The organism is Vibrio hibernica (assembly GCF_015223435.1).
GTDB classification, from domain to species: Bacteria; Pseudomonadota; Gammaproteobacteria; order Enterobacterales; family Vibrionaceae; genus Vibrio; species Vibrio hibernica.
In genome coordinates, this window is record NZ_VHKO01000014.1 from 52,883 (window position 1) to 68,858 (window position 15,976).

15 protein-coding genes are annotated in these 15,976 nt (G+C 43.0%); 10 read left to right on the plus strand and 5 right to left on the minus strand.

Annotated features, from left to right (window positions below):
- Positions 1 to 26: 26 nt before the first annotated feature.
- From frdA to frdD, 4 genes are read left to right on the plus strand one after another with little or no spacing between them, the layout of a single operon-like run.
- Positions 27 to 1,871, plus strand: a complete 1,845-nt coding sequence (gene frdA, locus FH976_RS07895) for a fumarate reductase (quinol) flavoprotein subunit (RefSeq protein WP_194090325.1) — start codon at positions 27 to 29, stop codon at positions 1,869 to 1,871.
- Positions 1,871 to 2,635 (plus strand): succinate dehydrogenase/fumarate reductase iron-sulfur subunit, encoded by a 765-nt coding sequence (locus FH976_RS07900; RefSeq protein ID WP_194090326.1) that lies wholly within the window; start codon positions 1,871 to 1,873, stop codon positions 2,633 to 2,635. The genes frdA and FH976_RS07900 overlap by 1 nt, the downstream gene beginning before the upstream one ends.
- Position 2,636: 1 nt before the next feature.
- A complete protein-coding gene (frdC, locus tag FH976_RS07905; RefSeq protein ID WP_194090327.1) occupies positions 2,637 to 3,020 on the plus strand; it encodes a fumarate reductase subunit FrdC in 384 nt (127 codons plus the stop codon).
- Positions 3,021 to 3,029: 9 nt separating this feature from the next.
- The gene (gene frdD / locus FH976_RS07910; protein WP_194090328.1) at positions 3,030 to 3,392 is read left to right on the plus strand and encodes a fumarate reductase subunit FrdD; all 363 of its coding nucleotides are present in this window, start codon (positions 3,030 to 3,032) and stop codon (positions 3,390 to 3,392) included.
- 165 nt (positions 3,393 to 3,557) lie between these two features.
- Here the strand turns inward: frdD and efp are convergent, their stop codons facing one another.
- Complete coding sequence (gene efp, locus FH976_RS07915; RefSeq protein ID WP_194090329.1) at positions 3,558 to 4,124, minus strand: elongation factor P; 567 nt, start codon at positions 4,122 to 4,124, stop codon at positions 3,558 to 3,560.
- Between the two features lie 32 nt (positions 4,125 to 4,156).
- Between efp and epmB the strand changes: the two genes are divergently transcribed.
- Positions 4,157 to 5,245: an EF-P beta-lysylation protein EpmB gene (epmB, locus tag FH976_RS07920; RefSeq protein WP_194090330.1), complete on the plus strand. Its 1,089-nt coding sequence runs from the start codon at positions 4,157 to 4,159 to the stop codon at positions 5,243 to 5,245.
- Positions 5,246 to 5,258: 13 nt separating this feature from the next.
- The gene (locus tag FH976_RS07925) at positions 5,259 to 6,200 is read left to right on the plus strand and encodes a LysR family transcriptional regulator (protein ID WP_194090331.1); all 942 of its coding nucleotides are present in this window, start codon (positions 5,259 to 5,261) and stop codon (positions 6,198 to 6,200) included.
- Between the two features lie 180 nt (positions 6,201 to 6,380).
- Here FH976_RS07925 and acuI read toward each other — a convergent pair whose 3' ends face one another.
- Positions 6,381 to 7,361, minus strand: a complete 981-nt coding sequence (gene acuI, locus FH976_RS07930) for an acrylyl-CoA reductase (NADPH) (protein ID WP_194090332.1) — start codon at positions 7,359 to 7,361, stop codon at positions 6,381 to 6,383.
- Positions 7,362 to 7,626: 265 nt separating this feature from the next.
- Here acuI and FH976_RS07935 point away from each other — a divergent pair, with 265 nt between their 5' ends.
- Positions 7,627 to 8,154: an MgtC/SapB family protein gene (locus FH976_RS07935; RefSeq protein ID WP_194090333.1), complete on the plus strand. Its 528-nt coding sequence runs from the start codon at positions 7,627 to 7,629 to the stop codon at positions 8,152 to 8,154.
- A gap of 120 nt (positions 8,155 to 8,274) precedes the next feature.
- Here the strand turns inward: FH976_RS07935 and FH976_RS07940 are convergent, their stop codons facing one another.
- Positions 8,275 to 9,744: an ATP-binding cassette domain-containing protein gene (locus tag FH976_RS07940; RefSeq protein WP_324187416.1), complete on the minus strand. Its 1,470-nt coding sequence runs from the start codon at positions 9,742 to 9,744 to the stop codon at positions 8,275 to 8,277.
- 225 nt (positions 9,745 to 9,969) lie between these two features.
- Between FH976_RS07940 and FH976_RS07945 the strand changes: the two genes are divergently transcribed.
- Both FH976_RS07945 and FH976_RS07950 read left to right on the plus strand, forming a co-directional pair.
- Positions 9,970 to 10,947: a DUF1852 domain-containing protein gene (locus FH976_RS07945; RefSeq protein ID WP_194090335.1), complete on the plus strand. Its 978-nt coding sequence runs from the start codon at positions 9,970 to 9,972 to the stop codon at positions 10,945 to 10,947.
- A gap of 54 nt (positions 10,948 to 11,001) precedes the next feature.
- Positions 11,002 to 12,033, plus strand: coding sequence for a methionine synthase (locus FH976_RS07950; protein WP_194090336.1), 1,032 nt, complete (start codon positions 11,002 to 11,004; stop codon positions 12,031 to 12,033).
- Between the two features lie 141 nt (positions 12,034 to 12,174).
- On the opposite strand, the gene groL is transcribed toward FH976_RS07950, so the two are convergent.
- Both groL and FH976_RS07960 read right to left on the minus strand, forming a co-directional pair.
- The gene (gene groL, locus FH976_RS07955; protein ID WP_194090337.1) at positions 12,175 to 13,824 is read right to left on the minus strand and encodes a chaperonin GroEL; all 1,650 of its coding nucleotides are present in this window, start codon (positions 13,822 to 13,824) and stop codon (positions 12,175 to 12,177) included.
- Between the two features lie 185 nt (positions 13,825 to 14,009).
- Positions 14,010 to 14,300, minus strand: a complete 291-nt coding sequence (locus FH976_RS07960) for a co-chaperone GroES (RefSeq protein WP_190331336.1) — start codon at positions 14,298 to 14,300, stop codon at positions 14,010 to 14,012.
- 230 nt (positions 14,301 to 14,530) lie between these two features.
- Between FH976_RS07960 and FH976_RS07965 the strand changes: the two genes are divergently transcribed.
- The gene (locus tag FH976_RS07965; RefSeq protein ID WP_194090338.1) at positions 14,531 to 15,913 is read left to right on the plus strand and encodes an MATE family efflux transporter; all 1,383 of its coding nucleotides are present in this window, start codon (positions 14,531 to 14,533) and stop codon (positions 15,911 to 15,913) included.
- The last annotated feature ends 63 nt before the right edge of the window (positions 15,914 to 15,976 follow it).

Sequence of the window (15,976 nt, forward strand, 5' to 3'; positions counted from 1 at the left end):
GAGCCCTCACACACTGGAGGATAACTGTGAAAGTCATAACCACAGATATCGCAGTAATCGGAGCTGGCGGCGCTGGCTTACGTACTGCAATTGCGGCAGCAGAAGCAAACCCTGAACTTGAAGTAGCACTGATTTCAAAAGTGTATCCGATGCGTTCACACACGGTTGCTGCCGAAGGCGGTTCAGCAGCAGTTATCAAGGAAGAAGACAGCTTAGACAACCATTTCAACGATACTGTTGGTGGTGGTGATTGGCTATGTGAACAGGATGTTGTTGAATATTTCGTTGCGAATTCTACTCGCGAAATGATCCAAATGGAGCAATGGGGTTGCCCTTGGAGTCGTAAAGAAAATGGTGATGTGAACGTGCGCCGTTTTGGTGGCATGAAAATCGAACGCACTTGGTTTGCCGCCGATAAAACCGGCTTCCATATGCTGCACACTCTTTTCCAAACCTCAATCAAATACCCAAACATCAAACGTTTCGATGAATACTTCGTGGTCGATCTGCTCGTTAATGAAGAAACCGTTGATGGCGAAGGTATTGCTCATAACGAAACAACAAAAGAAGCCCAAGGCATTGTTGCGATCCACATGTCTGAAGGCGAGCTAGTTGCGATCAAAGCAAAATCAGTCGTACTGGCCACTGGCGGCGCGGGTCGTGTTTATCACACCAACACCAATGGCGGCATTGTGACTGGCGATGGTATGGCAATGGCGTACCGTCACGGCGTACCGCTACGTGACATGGAATTTGTGCAATATCATCCAACGGGTTTACCTGGCACGGGCATTTTAATGACCGAAGGCTGTCGTGGTGAAGGCGGCATCATCGTTAATAAAAATGGCTACCGTTACTTGCAAGATTACGGCATGGGCCCTGAAACCCCGGTTGGCGAGCCGAAAAACAAATATATGGAACTTGGCCCGCGTGACAAAGTGTCTCAAGCGTTCTGGCACGAACAGCAAAAAGGCAACACCATCAAACACCCGCTTGGTGATGTGGTCATGCTTGATTTACGTCATTTAGGAGAGGAATACCTAAATGAGCGTCTGCCATTTATCTGCGAACTAGCTAAAGCTTACGTCAACGTTGATCCAGCTAAAGAGCCAATTCCCATTCGCCCAACCGTGCACTACACCATGGGCGGAATTGAAACCAACGGCCAGTGTGAAACTCGCATTAAAGGTCTATTTGCTGTTGGTGAATGTGCATCAGTTGGCTTACATGGCGCGAACCGTTTAGGTTCAAATTCATTGGCTGAATTTGTGGTCTTTGGTCGTGTTGCTGGTGAACATGCCGCGCAACGAGCAAAAGAATTCAAAGGCTGGAACGACGCTAGCATCAACGCTCAAATTCAAGCGACCGAAGATCGCATTCAAACTCTTCTCAACCAAGAAGGCGATGAAAGCTGGTCAGATATTCGCACCGAAATGGGTCATTCGATGGAATCCGGTTGTGGTATTTACCGTCAAGAAGACTTGATGCAAGCCACTATTGATAAGCTGACTGAACTGAAAGCGCGCTACAAAAAAATCAGCATTCAAAATAAAGGTCAGGTATTTAACACCGATCTGCTTTATGCAATTGAAATTGGTTATGGCTTAGATGTCGCCGAAGCGATGGCCCAATCGGCAATTCGTCGTACCGAATCTCGCGGAGCACACCAACGTTTAGATGAAGGTTGTACTACTCGCGACGATGAAAATTTCTTAAAGCACACCCTGTCGTTCTACCAAGAAGATGCCGCGCCAGTGATCGATTACAGCCCAGTAAAAATCACTAAGTCTCAGCCTAAAGCTCGCCTATATGGCGCGGCGGCTGAAGAAGCGGCAGCCAAAGAAGCGGCTGATGCGAAGGAGACCAAATAATGTCTGCTACTGCTATCCATTTACCAAAAGAAACTCGAAATCAAAAAGTACACATGATGCGCTACAACCCAGAAATGGACAGCGCCCCTTATTTACAAACCTTTGACGTACCCTGCGATGACACGACATCGATCTTAGATGCGATTGGTTATATTAAAGATCATCTTGATAAAAGCCTTTCATATCGCTGGTCTTGCCGTATGGCGATTTGTGGCTCTTGCGGCGTGATGGTCGATAAAGTGCCAAAACTCGCCTGTAAGAGTTTCATGCGAGAATACCCAACCGGTGTCACCATTGAGCCTTTAGCTAACTTCCCAATCGAAAAAGATCTTATCGTGGACATGAGTTCTTTTATCGAGCGTTTAGAAGCGATCAAGCCTTATATTATTGGCAATGACCGCACACCAGAAGACGGTGTGAATAAACAAACCCCAGCGCAGATGGAAAAATATAAGCAATTTGCCAACTGTATCAACTGTGGTCTTTGTTACGCTGCGTGCCCTCAATTTGGCTTAAACCCTGAATTTATCGGCCCTGCAGCACTGACGCTAGCTCATCGCTACAACCTTGATAGCCGTGATAACGGTAAAGCTGAGCGTATGAAGCTAATCAACAGCGATAATGGCGCTTGGGGTTGTACCTTTGTTGGTTATTGCTCGAAAGTATGTCCTAAACATGTTGATCCAGCCGGAGCGGTAAACCAAGGCAAAGTGGAATCTTCAATGGATTTCATTATCTCTATGTTTAAGTCTGAGGAGTTCTAGGATGAGTAAACGTAAGCCTTATGTTCGCACTATGGAGCGTACTTGGTGGAGCAAACATCCGTTCTATCGCTTTTATATGGTGCGTGAAGCAACGGTATTGCCACTCATTTTATTCACATTGTTCATGCTTTGTGGATTAGCCAGCTTAGTCAAAGGACCACAAGCTTGGATGCAATGGCAGCACTTTATGCAAAACCCATTGGTGATCGCGATCAATATCGTGGCCCTAGCGGGTAGCTTATTTCATGCGGCTACTTTCTTTAGCATGATGCCGCAAGTCATGCCAATTCGAGTAAAAGGCAAGCTATTAGCTTCAACAGTAATTATTGCCACACAATGGGCCGCTGTTGTTGTGATCTCATTAATTGTATTGGCTTTGGTGTAGGAGATAAACATGATTAATCCAAACCCAAGACGTTCAGATGAACCAATTTGGTGGTCTTTATTTGGTGCAGGTGGCACGTGGTTCGCCATGATCACACCTGTTACTATTTTAGTACTTGGCATCTTAATGCCATTAGGCGTGTTCGATATGAGCACTTTTAATTTCTTAAGAGCACATGCTTTTGCTAGCAGCTTTATCGGGGCATTATTTTTAATCGCCTCTATTGCGCTACCAATGTGGCATGCTATGCACCGTGTTCACCATGGCATGCATGATCTTAAATTTCACACAGGTTTAATCGGCAAGATTACTTGTTATGCATTTGCCGCATTAGTCAGTGTGTTAGCAGTTGTGTTCATTTTCTTGCTATAACGAAAAAGATCTTAGGTTTACAGGCGCTTTGCTTCGGGTGATGAAATAAATTTCTCGAACAAAGCCCTTCGAAAATATTCTTTCCGTAATAAAAAAGCGAGCCACTTAAATTAAGTGACTCGCTTTTTAGTATCGGTATTACTTAATCTTCAATGACAAAGAAAATTACTTAACACGACCAACATATTCGCCAGTACGCGTATCCACTTTAACCACTTCACCAATGGTGATGAATAATGGAACACGAACGACAGCGCCAGTGCTCAAAGTGGCTGGTTTACCGCCAGTACCTTGAGTATCACCTTTTAGGCCAGGATCGGTTTCTGTTACCGCAAGCTCAACAAAATTTGGTGGAGTGACTGTGATCGGAGTATTATTCCATAACGTTAGCGTACACACGTCATTTTCAACTAACCATTTAGCCATATCGCCCACGGCTTTCGTGTCAGCGGCAAGTTGCTCAAAGGTTTCATTGTTCATGAAATGGTAGAATTCACCATCGTTGTACAAGTAGCCAAGCTCAATATCAACAACGTCAGCTTGTTCAAAGCTTTCGCCTGATTTGAATGTTTTTTCTAACGTTTTACCGGACAAAAGTTTACGCAACTTCACACGGTTAAACGCTTGGCCTTTACCTGGCTTAACGTATTCATTGTCGATGATCGAGCAAGGCTCATTATCAAACATGAACTTTAAACCACCTTTGAATTCATTAGTGCTAACTGTAGCCATGATGTCCTCTTACAAATTTTGAGTTAATTTCAATGCCGCATATCATAACCCGAAAAGTCGAGACTGTTGAGCAAAACCACCCAAAATCCTCGCCTTCTTTCACACAAATACCGGTAAAAACCGATTCAAATAGCCAAAATCAGTGGTTATCTGAATTAAGTGGCGCGATTTCGGATCCATTAGAATTACTCAATCAACTCAATATTGATCCAACGCCATGGCTTAAAGGAATGAAAGCGCGTCAACTTTTTGCTCAACGCGTCCCACAAAGTTTTGTCGATAGAATGGAAAAAGGCAACCCATACGATCCATTACTACGCCAAGTTCTGCCATTACATGAAGAGTTCGAAATCCATGATGACTATTCAGCCGATCCTTTAGATGAGCAAAGTAATGAGATCCCTGGCTTGCTGCATAAATACAAAAGCCGTGTCTTGATGATCGTAAAAGGAGGATGCGCGATAAACTGTCGCTACTGTTTCCGCCGCCACTTTCCTTATCAAGACAACAAAGGCAGCAAGAACGCATGGCAAACTAGCCTTGATTATATTGCCTCGCACCCAGAGCTGGATGAAGTAATTTTATCGGGTGGCGATCCATTAATGGCCAAAGATCAAGAATTGCAGTGGTTAATTGAAGCCATCAGCCAGATTGACCACATCAAGACATTGCGTATTCATAGCCGTTTGCCTGTGGTGATCCCATCAAGGATCACCGAAAATCTATGCGACATATTACAAAACACACGCCTGCAAGTGGTGATGGTGACGCACATTAATCATGCCAATGAGATCAACCAGGAATTAAGTCTGGCGTTGGCTAAATTGAAACACATTGGCGTAACCTTATTAAACCAAAGTGTCTTATTAAAAAGCGTTAATGACAGTGTTGAAGCTCAAGTAGATTTAAGCCGAGCCTTATTTCAAGCCGGTGTATTACCTTATTACTTACATGTATTGGATAAAGTCCAAGGCGCTGCGCATTTTTTCGTTTCCGATGATAAAGCACGAGAAATAATATCAGGCGTACTAACCCAAGTGTCGGGTTATCTAGTTCCTAAATTAGCGCGAGAAATTGGCGGAGAAAAAAGCAAAACACCACTGGATTTACGTTTATCTTAATAAGGGGAATCGCATGGAACTCGAAGATATTTACCGCCGTGATTTGAATTTATTGGTCGCCTTGCGGGTGTTAATCGAAGAAGGTAGCGTGAGCAAAGCCGCGGTTCGCTTGAATTTAAGTCAATCGGCAATGAGCCGAGTATTAGGCCGATTGCGTTTATTACTGGATGACCCACTCTTTACTCGGCAGGGCCAAGCATTAATGCCAACCCAAAAAGCACTCGACTTTAATCGTTCGCTTGCTGCGCCATTGGAAAATCTACGAGAATTATTATCCCCACAAGATTTTGATCCTAAAGCGTGCCAACAAAAATTCACCATTGCGGCAACGGATTATGCCACTCAGACTATTCTGCCCTTTGCACTTCCGCGTATTTATCAAGAAGCACCCAATATCCGCTTAGAACTTGTACCGTTACAACACCAGCAACTTACCCAACAATTAACGGCGCAAGGGGCTGATTTGGCTATTTGTCGTCCAACCTATTCTGTTGCGCCTTTGCATTGCGACACATTAGGAAAGGTCAGCGTTTTTTGTTTGCTATCCAAATCTCATCCTTTGGCAGATAAAACTTTAACGTTAGAGGATTATCTAAACGCGCATCATGCCATGATCGCGATTAGTGATGGCGTTAAAGCCTTAATCGATGAAGCATTAACTGGATACCCAGACCCAAAACTGATGTTGCGCTCTTATCATTTGGAAACGGCATTAGCAGTGATTGACTCGCTTCCACTGATCATTACGGTTCCTGCCGATTTAGCCTATTTGGTGGCAAAGCGTCATGATCTCATCATCAAAAAATTACCCTTTCGGTTAGAACCTTTTGACTATTCAATGATCTGGCACGATCGCTGCCATCATTCACCTGCACAAGAATGGTTAAGGAAAGTCGTGAAACAAGAATGTGGCAAGCTAATCGCCGAGAGGGTGAAGGTGATGGGAATAGAATAAATTCGAATAATTGGAAGTAGAAGATAGATCCTAAAGAAAAAGACTAAGTGGGCACTCATGTCAAAGCACCACCTAGCCTTTTGTTTATTTAATTAACTCTCAGATAAAATTGTTCGCATCTCAGATCTTCTTACTCACCTCGAAGATCGAAAGCCAGCGCACTCAATCCTCAAAGTGGTTTTATAGCTTAATTACCACTCGCCCAGTCACTTGACCGTTAGTGATATCTTCAGCGTATTTAGAGACTTCTTCTAAGCTCACTTGTGTGCAGGCTTGGTCAAAATAACTGGCGGGTAAAATATCCACCAGCTTATTCCACGCCGCGATGCGTTTTTCACTCGGGCAATTAACTGAATCAACACCCTGCAAACGCACATTACGCAAAATAAATGGCATCACGGTCGTTGGTAAATCAAAACCCGCCGCCAAACCACAAGCGGCAACCACTGAGTTGTAATCCATTTGCGCTAATACTTTCGCGAGCATCTTGCTTCCCGCGGTATCAACAGCACCCGCCCAGATTTGCTTTTCTAATGGTCGAGCGGGCTCTTCAAATTCACTGCGAGCAATAATACGCGCTGCACCCAACTCTTGGAGTAAAGGGCCATTGGTTTCAACACGGCCAGTAACAGCCGCCACTTTATAACCTAATTGGCTAAGTAAAGTCACCGCAACCGAACCCACGCCACCACTGGCACCAGTCACTAAGATTTCGCCATCTTCAGGTTTTACGCCACCATCGAGGATAGCTTGCACACATAACATCGCAGTGAAACCAGCCGTGCCGATCATCATGGCTTGCTTACTATCAAAACCTTGCGGAAGTGGCACTAACCAATCGGCTTTCAGGCTGGCTTTTTGTGCCATGCCACCCCAATGATTTTCACCCACGCCCCAACCCGTTAATACGACTTTATCACCTGTGCTGTAACGTATATCTTTTGATTCAAGAACCGTACCTGCAAAATCGATACCCGGAACCATAGGGAAATTTCGAATGATTTTTCCTTTCCCTGTAATGGCTAAACCATCTTTGTAGTTTAAAGAAGAATACTCCACCGCCACCATTACATCACCTTCAGGCAATGTGGTTTCATCTAACATTTCAATACTCGAAATGGTGCGTTTTTCTTCTTGGTTTAGAACTAATGCTTTAAACATAACGTCTCCAGATTCACGCGATCAAACGTGCGGTAAAAATAAAAATTTGTTTACTTATCTACAGTATAGTCAATTGCTAACCATGAAAAAAGTGACAACAAGTCATTAAATACATGCGTAAAACACATAAATAAAAACGACCAACTGCATCAATTATTTTTTCGGCTACAATAAAAAATCATCATGATCATAAAAATAGATCTCAAACAAAAACATTGGCATAGTCGCCATTCTATTTTTTACTCTTTACAGGAAAATACACAACATGGATCCAACTTGGCTTGATATCACCCCTTTCAATTGGTGGTCACTTTTAGCCTGTGCAATCAACGGTATATTGATTGGATTAGAGCGCCAACTCCGAGGTAAGCCCGTTGGTATTCGTACCGCTATTTTAATTATTTCCGGTACCTATTTGTTCATGGCAATGGCGGTTTCTTTGTCTCCTAACACCTTAGATCAAGCCCGAGTACTTGGCCAAATTATTACTGGTGTTGGCTTTTTAGGGGCAGGCGTGATGATGACGATGGATGGCAAAATTCATGGCGTGACGTCAGCCGCCGTCATTTGGGTTCTGGCTGCATTAGGGCTGATGATTGGCCTTGGACACGAACATCAATCGATCATTTTTACCATACTGGCATTATTTGTATTGCTGGGGGTCGATAAAGTAGAAAAAAGCTTCCACGGTTTACGCCGAGGTGTCCATCAAACCATTCAAAGACGCCGTCGCCCTAAAACGATTAATATGAACCGCACAGTTGGTAAAGAAGAGCAAAGTACGGAAGATTAAAACTGGCTCGAAAGCAAAAACGGTAACTCTACATTATTTCAGATTATCAAAAGCTTGAACGGATCGATGAACAGGTCGAGCTTTTGAGGATCATAATGTTAATACCTTCGACTTTATTTCCTAAATACGCTCTCTTACCTCTACTTGATACCCTTGCTCTATATCGCCTACAAAATCGACATAGTTCTGAATTGCGGGCAAAGCATCATCCACATGATGGGAAACATAAAGCAGCTGACTTAAATTTTCTTGAGCGATCATATTCAAAGTATTCATCACCAATTTTCGGTTAATAAAATCTAACCCTTGATAAGGCTCATCTAAAATCAATAACACTGGCTGCTTAATTAAAGCCCGGCCAATAAGTAACAAACGTTGCTGACCATAATCGAGTTGTTTAAAGCTGACTTTCTCAAAATCGGTCATGTGCAATATTGCCAACCAATCTTTAGCTAAATCGACCTGCTTCTTACTCGGCTGTTGATACAAGCCAATCGAATCAAAAAAGCCAGACAACAAAATCTCAAGCGCACTGCAATTCACTCGATATTGCAAATGCAGCGCCGAAGACACAATGCCAATCTGTTGTTTGACTTGCCAAATGGTTTCACCACTGCCACGCGGCTTACCAAACAAAGTAATATCGTTGCTATAACATTGCGGATGATCACCTAAAATCAAACCAAGCAAAGTACTTTTCCCACAACCATTCGGACCACGAACTTGCCAATGCTGACCATTATTAATACGCCAATTAACATCTTTAAAAATCAGCCCATCGGTATATTCCACTTTACCGTTTTTTAATTCCACCAGCGGATCTGGATACTGCGGTTGATAACGCTGGCGCTTAATAAGTTCCAACACTTCATCACTGCGTTGTTGAGACAATTGATTTAGTTGCGCCATAACAGGGTGAGCGAGCCACTCATCAATCGTCATTGGTGGGCTTAAACGATGCGTGTTATGGCCAGCTTTATCGACGTCCGCGTTAAACATCGCCACATGGGTAATACAGTCAGGCACTTCATCTTCACGCGAGGTAATCACAATGATCTGTATAGTTTTAGAGAGCTGATTAAGTAACTCAGAAAGGCTTTGTTGATGTGCAATATCAAGCCCAGCGTACGGCTCGTCTAACACCAATAGAGTCGGATTAATCGCTAACGCTCTCGCTAACATCACTCGACGAGTCTCACCGGTAGAAAGCTGACGAAAGCCACGTTGGCGTAAATGGATCAAATCGGTAAGTGCTAATAAATCGTCAAGTTCCGAAGGATCTGTACACATTTCTGCAACGAGAGCTTCAACACTGGAACCATAATCCAATCGATCCATAAAGTCAGTGTCATCATTTGATAATTCTTTATCGAGCAAAAGTTGTTGTTGATACAAAGACACCCACCCAATGCGATTTGGAAGCCCCGTAACCTCCCCCTGCTCAATGGCCAAGTCACCAGTGAGTAAGCGACCAATGACAGAACCACAATGGCTATAGGTTGAGAAAATCGCCCAGTGCTGGCCCAGAGCAATCTCCCAGTCATCGACTTGTAAATCATATTCATGAACCACGAGGTTTCTTATCTGTATCGTCAAACTATTTTCTCCCTCATCTAAAACACACATCTAAACAACGAAATAGAGCAACATGAAATTTATTCATCATAAGCATTAAGTAAAATCAATATTACTCATCTAATTAACAAAGTATAAACATATTAAGCGTTTCACTTTATACATATTGCTGTTGATTTTTAATTAGCCTTTAGGATGAATCAACAGACAAGGAAGAACAAAAAGGGAATTAGAAACTAGATGAGTATTAATAACGTTACATTTACCCTTAAGAGTGTTTGTCTCGATGAAAACTATCACCCATCCGTTAACACGCGTATCACGACTAACTTTGCTAATTTAGCCAGAGGCGATTATCGCCAATCAAATTTGCGTAACGCCTTAGCCATGATAAACAATCGTTTTAATGCCTTAGCACATTGGGATAACCCTACTGGAAATCGTTATTCTGTTGAGCTGGAAATAGTCTCGGTTGATATTGACGTTGAAGGGAATGGTGAATACTTTCCATCAATCGAGGTATTGAAAACCAATATTGTTGATAGTCAAACCAACCAACGTATTGAAGGCATCGTGGGAAATAATTTTTCCTCTTATGTTCGAGATTATGATTTTAGCGTATTACTGCAAGAGCATAATAAAAATCAAACTCAATTTAGTATCCCAGATAACTTTGGTGAATTGCACGGCAACATTTTCAAATCATTTATTCATTCAGATATTTACAAAAGTAACTTTGATAAACCGCCCGTGATATGCCTGAGCGTTTCTGATAATAAAACCTATCACCGTACGGCAAACCAACACCCTGTATTAGGCGTTGAATATCTGCCAAATGAGTCTTCATTAACTGAGCAATACTTCAAAAAAATGGGATTGCACGTGCGTTACTTTATGCCGCCAAACAGCGCTGCACCCTTTGCTTTATATCATGTTGGTGATTTGCTCAATGATTACACGAACCTCGAACTTATAAGCACCATTAGCACAATGGAAACTTTTCAAAAAATATACCGACCGGAGATTTATAATGCCAATAACACCGCAGGCGAATCTTACAAACCGGATCTAAATAATATGGACCATTCTTTAACTCAAATTGTTTATGACCGAGAAGAGCGCAGTGCGTTAGCCAATGATCAGGGTAAATTTGCAGAAGAAAACTTTATCAAACCTTATCAAACGATCCTTGAGCAATGGTCTTGTTCTGCACGCTGAATAATTATATGGACCCTACGTTAATCATTCCTTCAAATAGGCGCATTATTTATCATGAAAACTTTATTACCAACATCAACGGCTGGCAGTTTACCTAAACCTTTATGGCTTGCACAACCGGAAACACTTTGGTCTCCTTGGAAATTACAAGATGAAGAATTAGTCGAAGGCAAACACGATGCTCTGCGCCTCGCCTTACAAACTCAGCAACAAGCAGGCATTGATATTGTTAGTGATGGCGAACAAACACGCCAACATTTTGTAACCACATTTATTGAGCACCTCAACGGTGTGGATTTTGAGAACCGTAAAACTGTCAAAATTCGTGATCGCTATGAAGCAAGTGTTCCAACTGTTGTTGGTCCGGTTAGCCGCCAAAAGTCGGTATTTGTTGAGGATGCTAAGTTTTTACGTCAACAAACTAAGCAACCAATCAAATGGGCACTGCCTGGCCCTATGACAATGATTGATACCCTTTATGATGATCATTATAAAAGTCGTGAAAAACTCGCTTGGGAATTCGCTAAAATATTGAATCAAGAAGCCAAAGAGTTAGAGGCCGCTGGGGTTGATATTATCCAATTTGATGAACCTGCCTTTAATGTATTTTTTGATGAAGTCAATGATTGGGGAATTGCTACTTTAGAACGAGCAATTGAAGGGCTTAAATGTGAAACCGCAGTACATATTTGCTACGGCTATGGCATTAAAGCCAACACCGACTGGAAAAAAACACTCGGGACCGAATGGCGACAATATGAGGAAGCCTTTCCTAAACTGCAAAAATCCAATATCGATATTATCTCATTAGAATGCCATAACTCTCATGTTCCAATGGAGCTATTGGAACTGATTCGAGGTAAAAAAGTCATGGTTGGCGCCATTGATGTAGCAACCGATACTATTGAAACCCCCGAAGAAGTGGCGAATACTTTGCGCAAAGCTCTACAATTTGTCGATGCTGATAAACTATACCCATGCACCAACTGTGGCATGACACCTTTATCTCGCGAAGTTGCAGCTGGTAAACTGAATGCCTTAAGCGCTGGCGCTAAGATCATTCGTCGTGAGCTGGCAGCTAACTAATCTCTATAACATTAATCTACCGTTGGGAGAGTTTAATTTTCCGACCTCCCACCGGTAAAGACGAGATTGGATTTCAATGAAAAAGCCCCGTATGTTCAACACATGCGGGGCTTTTAGTACTTAAAGGTTGTTAGGCTTGCATTACATCATGCCGCCCATACCACCCATTCCGCCCATGCCGCCCATATCAGGCATACCAGCAGAATCTTGAGGCTTATCCGTTACCATCGCTTCAGTTGTGATCATAAGACCGGCAACTGATGCTGCGAACTGTAGCGCAGAACGAGTTACTTTGGTTGGATCCAAAATACCCATTGCGATCATATCGCCATATTCACCTGTTGCTGCGTTATAACCGTAGTTACCTTCTCCAGCGCGAACGTTGTTAGCAACAACTGATTCTTCATCACCAGCATTTTTAGTGATTTGACGAATTGGTGATTCCATTGCGCGAAGCGCTACACGGATACCGACGTTTTGCTCTTCGTTATCACCGACTAAACCACTTGCAGCAACTGTTGCCGCTGCGCGAATAAGTGCAACACCACCACCAGCAACAATACCTTCTTCAACCGCAGCGCGAGTCGCGTGTAATGCATCTTCAACGCGGTCTTTTTTCTCTTTCATTTCAACTTCTGTTGCTGCGCCTACTTTAATTACGGCAACACCACCAGCAAGTTTAGCGACACGCTCTTGTAGCTTTTCTTTATCGTAATCAGACGTAGCATCTTCGATTTGTTGACGAATTTGCGTTACGCGACCTTGAATGATCACTTCATCACCAGCACCATCAATAATAGTAGTGTTTTCTTTAGTGATAGTGACGCGCTTCGCTTGGCCAAGATCTTCTAGTGTTGCTTTTTCAAGCTCTAAACCAATCTCTTCAGAAATTACCGTACCAGCGGTTAGCGCGGCGATATCTTGTAGCATTGCTTTACGACGATCACCAAAACCAGGCGCTTTAACCGCAGCCACTTTCACGATACCGCGCATATTATTCACAACAAGTGTTGCAAGTGCTTCGCCTTCCACATCTTCTGCAATGATAAGCAGTGGACGCGACGCTTTAGCAACCGCTTCAAGTGCTGGAAGTAGTTCACGGATGTTCGATATTTTCTTATCAACAAGAAGAATGAATGGGCTTTCTAGATCAACACTGCCCGCTTCTTGGTTGTTAATGAAGTAAGGAGAAAGGTAACCACGGTCAAATTGCATACCTTCAACTACATCAAGCTCGTCTTGCAATGCTTGACCTTCTTCAACCGTGATCACGCCATCACGGCCAACTTTGTCCATCGCTTCAGCAATGATTTTACCAATAGTGCTATCTGCGTTAGCTGAAATTGCGCCAACTTGTTCAATTTCAATGCTAGTTGCACAAGGCTTAGAAAGTTTTTTCAGTTCTTCCACTGCCGCAGTCACGGCTTTGTCGATACCACGTTTAAGATCCATTGGGTTCATGCCCGCAGCAACCGCTTTAAGACCTTCAGTGATGATAGATTGCGCCAATACCGTCGCAGTTGTTGTTCCGTCACCCGCTACATCGTTCGCTTGAGAAGCAACTTGCTTCACCATTTGTGCGCCCATGTTTTGGAATTTGTCTTCTAGTTCGATTTCACGAGCCACAGACACACCATCTTTAGTGATAGTTGGAGCGCCGTAAGATTTATCTAAAACAACGTTACGACCTTTAGGCCCTAATGTTACTTTTACTGCGTCAGCTAGAATGTTGACACCTTCTAGCATTTTAATTCGTGCGTCGTTACCAAATTTTACGTCTTTTGCTGCCATGTTAAATATTCCTTATAAAATCTATTGAATGCTTTGGTTTGAATTTAATTCTGATCCAAATCCTCAAAATAATTGATGTTGCAGTAAGGCGGCAAGTAAACAAAGCCCCATGAGCTTAGCTTGCCTAAGTAATTGGGGTGAGTGACCGTAGCCAACAAAGCTGCAACTTCAAGAATGAAGAGGATTTATTCTACGATCGCCATGATGTCATTTTCAGACATGATCAAAACTTCTTTACCATCGATTTTTTCAGACTTAGTGCCATAGCCTTCAGCGAAGATCACTGAATCACCCACTTTTACGTCAAGCGGCTGTACTGTGCCATTTTCTAAGATGCGACCTTTGCCTACCGCTAAAACGATACCGCGTGTTGATTTTTCCGCAGCAGACCCCGTTAATACGATGCCACCCGCAGATTTTGATTCAACTTCTTGGCGCTCAACGATAACTCGGTCGTGTAAAGGACGAATGTTCATCTGTGTGTTTCTCCTGATAGATGTTCATAGAAATTTTAGGGATACCGAATCATTCGGCTTGCTAAAGATGTTGGGGGGATCAGGTCATAACCCAAGGGGGTAAGCGAAAAAAAATGTGACTAAAGTAGAAAAACCACAGCCAAGATACGAGGATACTGCACTCCTACGTTCTCGCTTTTGCTTTAATGAGTCTGTATCCTGTTTTTTCCGCCACCTACGCTGTCATTTCTATGATCGATAAACATGGTTTACTCACAGGCAATATCCAAACCGTTCTAAAAACCATGACCGTGCCGATGATGTTCGGTCTCTTTGCGATTCTAACCTTTAATCTTATCGATACTTTTTTCATTTCATTATTAGGAACAGAATCTCTAGCTGCAATAAGCTTTACTTTCCCTGTCACTTTTGGGGTAAGTTGCATTACGCTTGGGATTGGAATGGGATTATCCGCTAATGTTGGAAAGTTATTGGGACAAGACGATAGCGCAGACGCAGCACGATTTTCGACCCATGGTTTACTCTTAGCCGTTTTATTGGTGATGATAGCCTCAACTATCGGCTATTTTTCAATCGAGCCACTCTTTACTTATTTAGGTGCCACTCCAGAACTGCTCCCACTTATCGACCAATACATGTCGGTGTGGTATGTCACTATTCCGTTATTAGTGATTCCAATGGCCGGTAACAGTGTTATTCGAGCAACGGGAGACACTAAAACTTCCGCAAAAATAATGATGGCTGCTGGCTTTATTAATGGCGGGCTCGATCCTTTACTCATCTTTGGATATGGGCCATTTCCTGAGCTAGGCATTCAAGGCGCAGCTATTGCCAGTGCCGTGAGTTGGCTAGGCGCATTAATCGCCATTCTTTATGTATTAATTTATCGCGAAAAGATGGTGGCGCTACCACAGTTCAATTACATCATTCATGATTGGAAGCAAATCCTAAAAATTGGTACTCCGGCGGCTTTCTCAAGTGCGATGAATCCTCTATCTGGCGCTATATTAATGATCATACTCGCTAAGTTTGGGACTGAATCTGTCGCCGCCTATGGCGCAGCACTACGGATAGAATCAATAATGATCATCGTTTTGATGTCACTTAGCTCCATACTCATGCCTTTTATTGCTCAAAACATGGGAGCCAAAAACCCACAGCGCAGCTTCGACGCCTTATTTATTGCCATGCGATTTTCGTTACTCTTTCAATTTGGATTGTTTGTTTTGATGGTGCCATTAAGCTGGCCAATTGCGTCATTATTTAGCCAAGAAACGGTACATCAAGATCAAGGTGTACAACAAACCTTATGGCACTTTCTACTTATCGTCCCATTTAGCTACGGATTTCAGGGCATTGTGATGATATTAGTCAGCGGTTTAAATGCCATGCACCTACCGCTCAGAGCCTTCTTTTGGAACTTCGCTCGATTATTTATTTTCACCTTACCGGCTGCTTGGTTCGGCAGTCAGATCTACGGCGTTGAAGGGTTATTTATAGGCATTGCGATTGGGAATATCGTTGGAGGATGTTGTGCTTATGGGTATACGGTGTATTTTCAGAAACAAATGAAAGCGGAGATGAGAATCGAGGACGAGGCACTAGATATTTAAGATCTCCACTTCGTATCAATATTCAACGTTGGTTGGAGATCCTGAACTACACTCCTTCGTCGT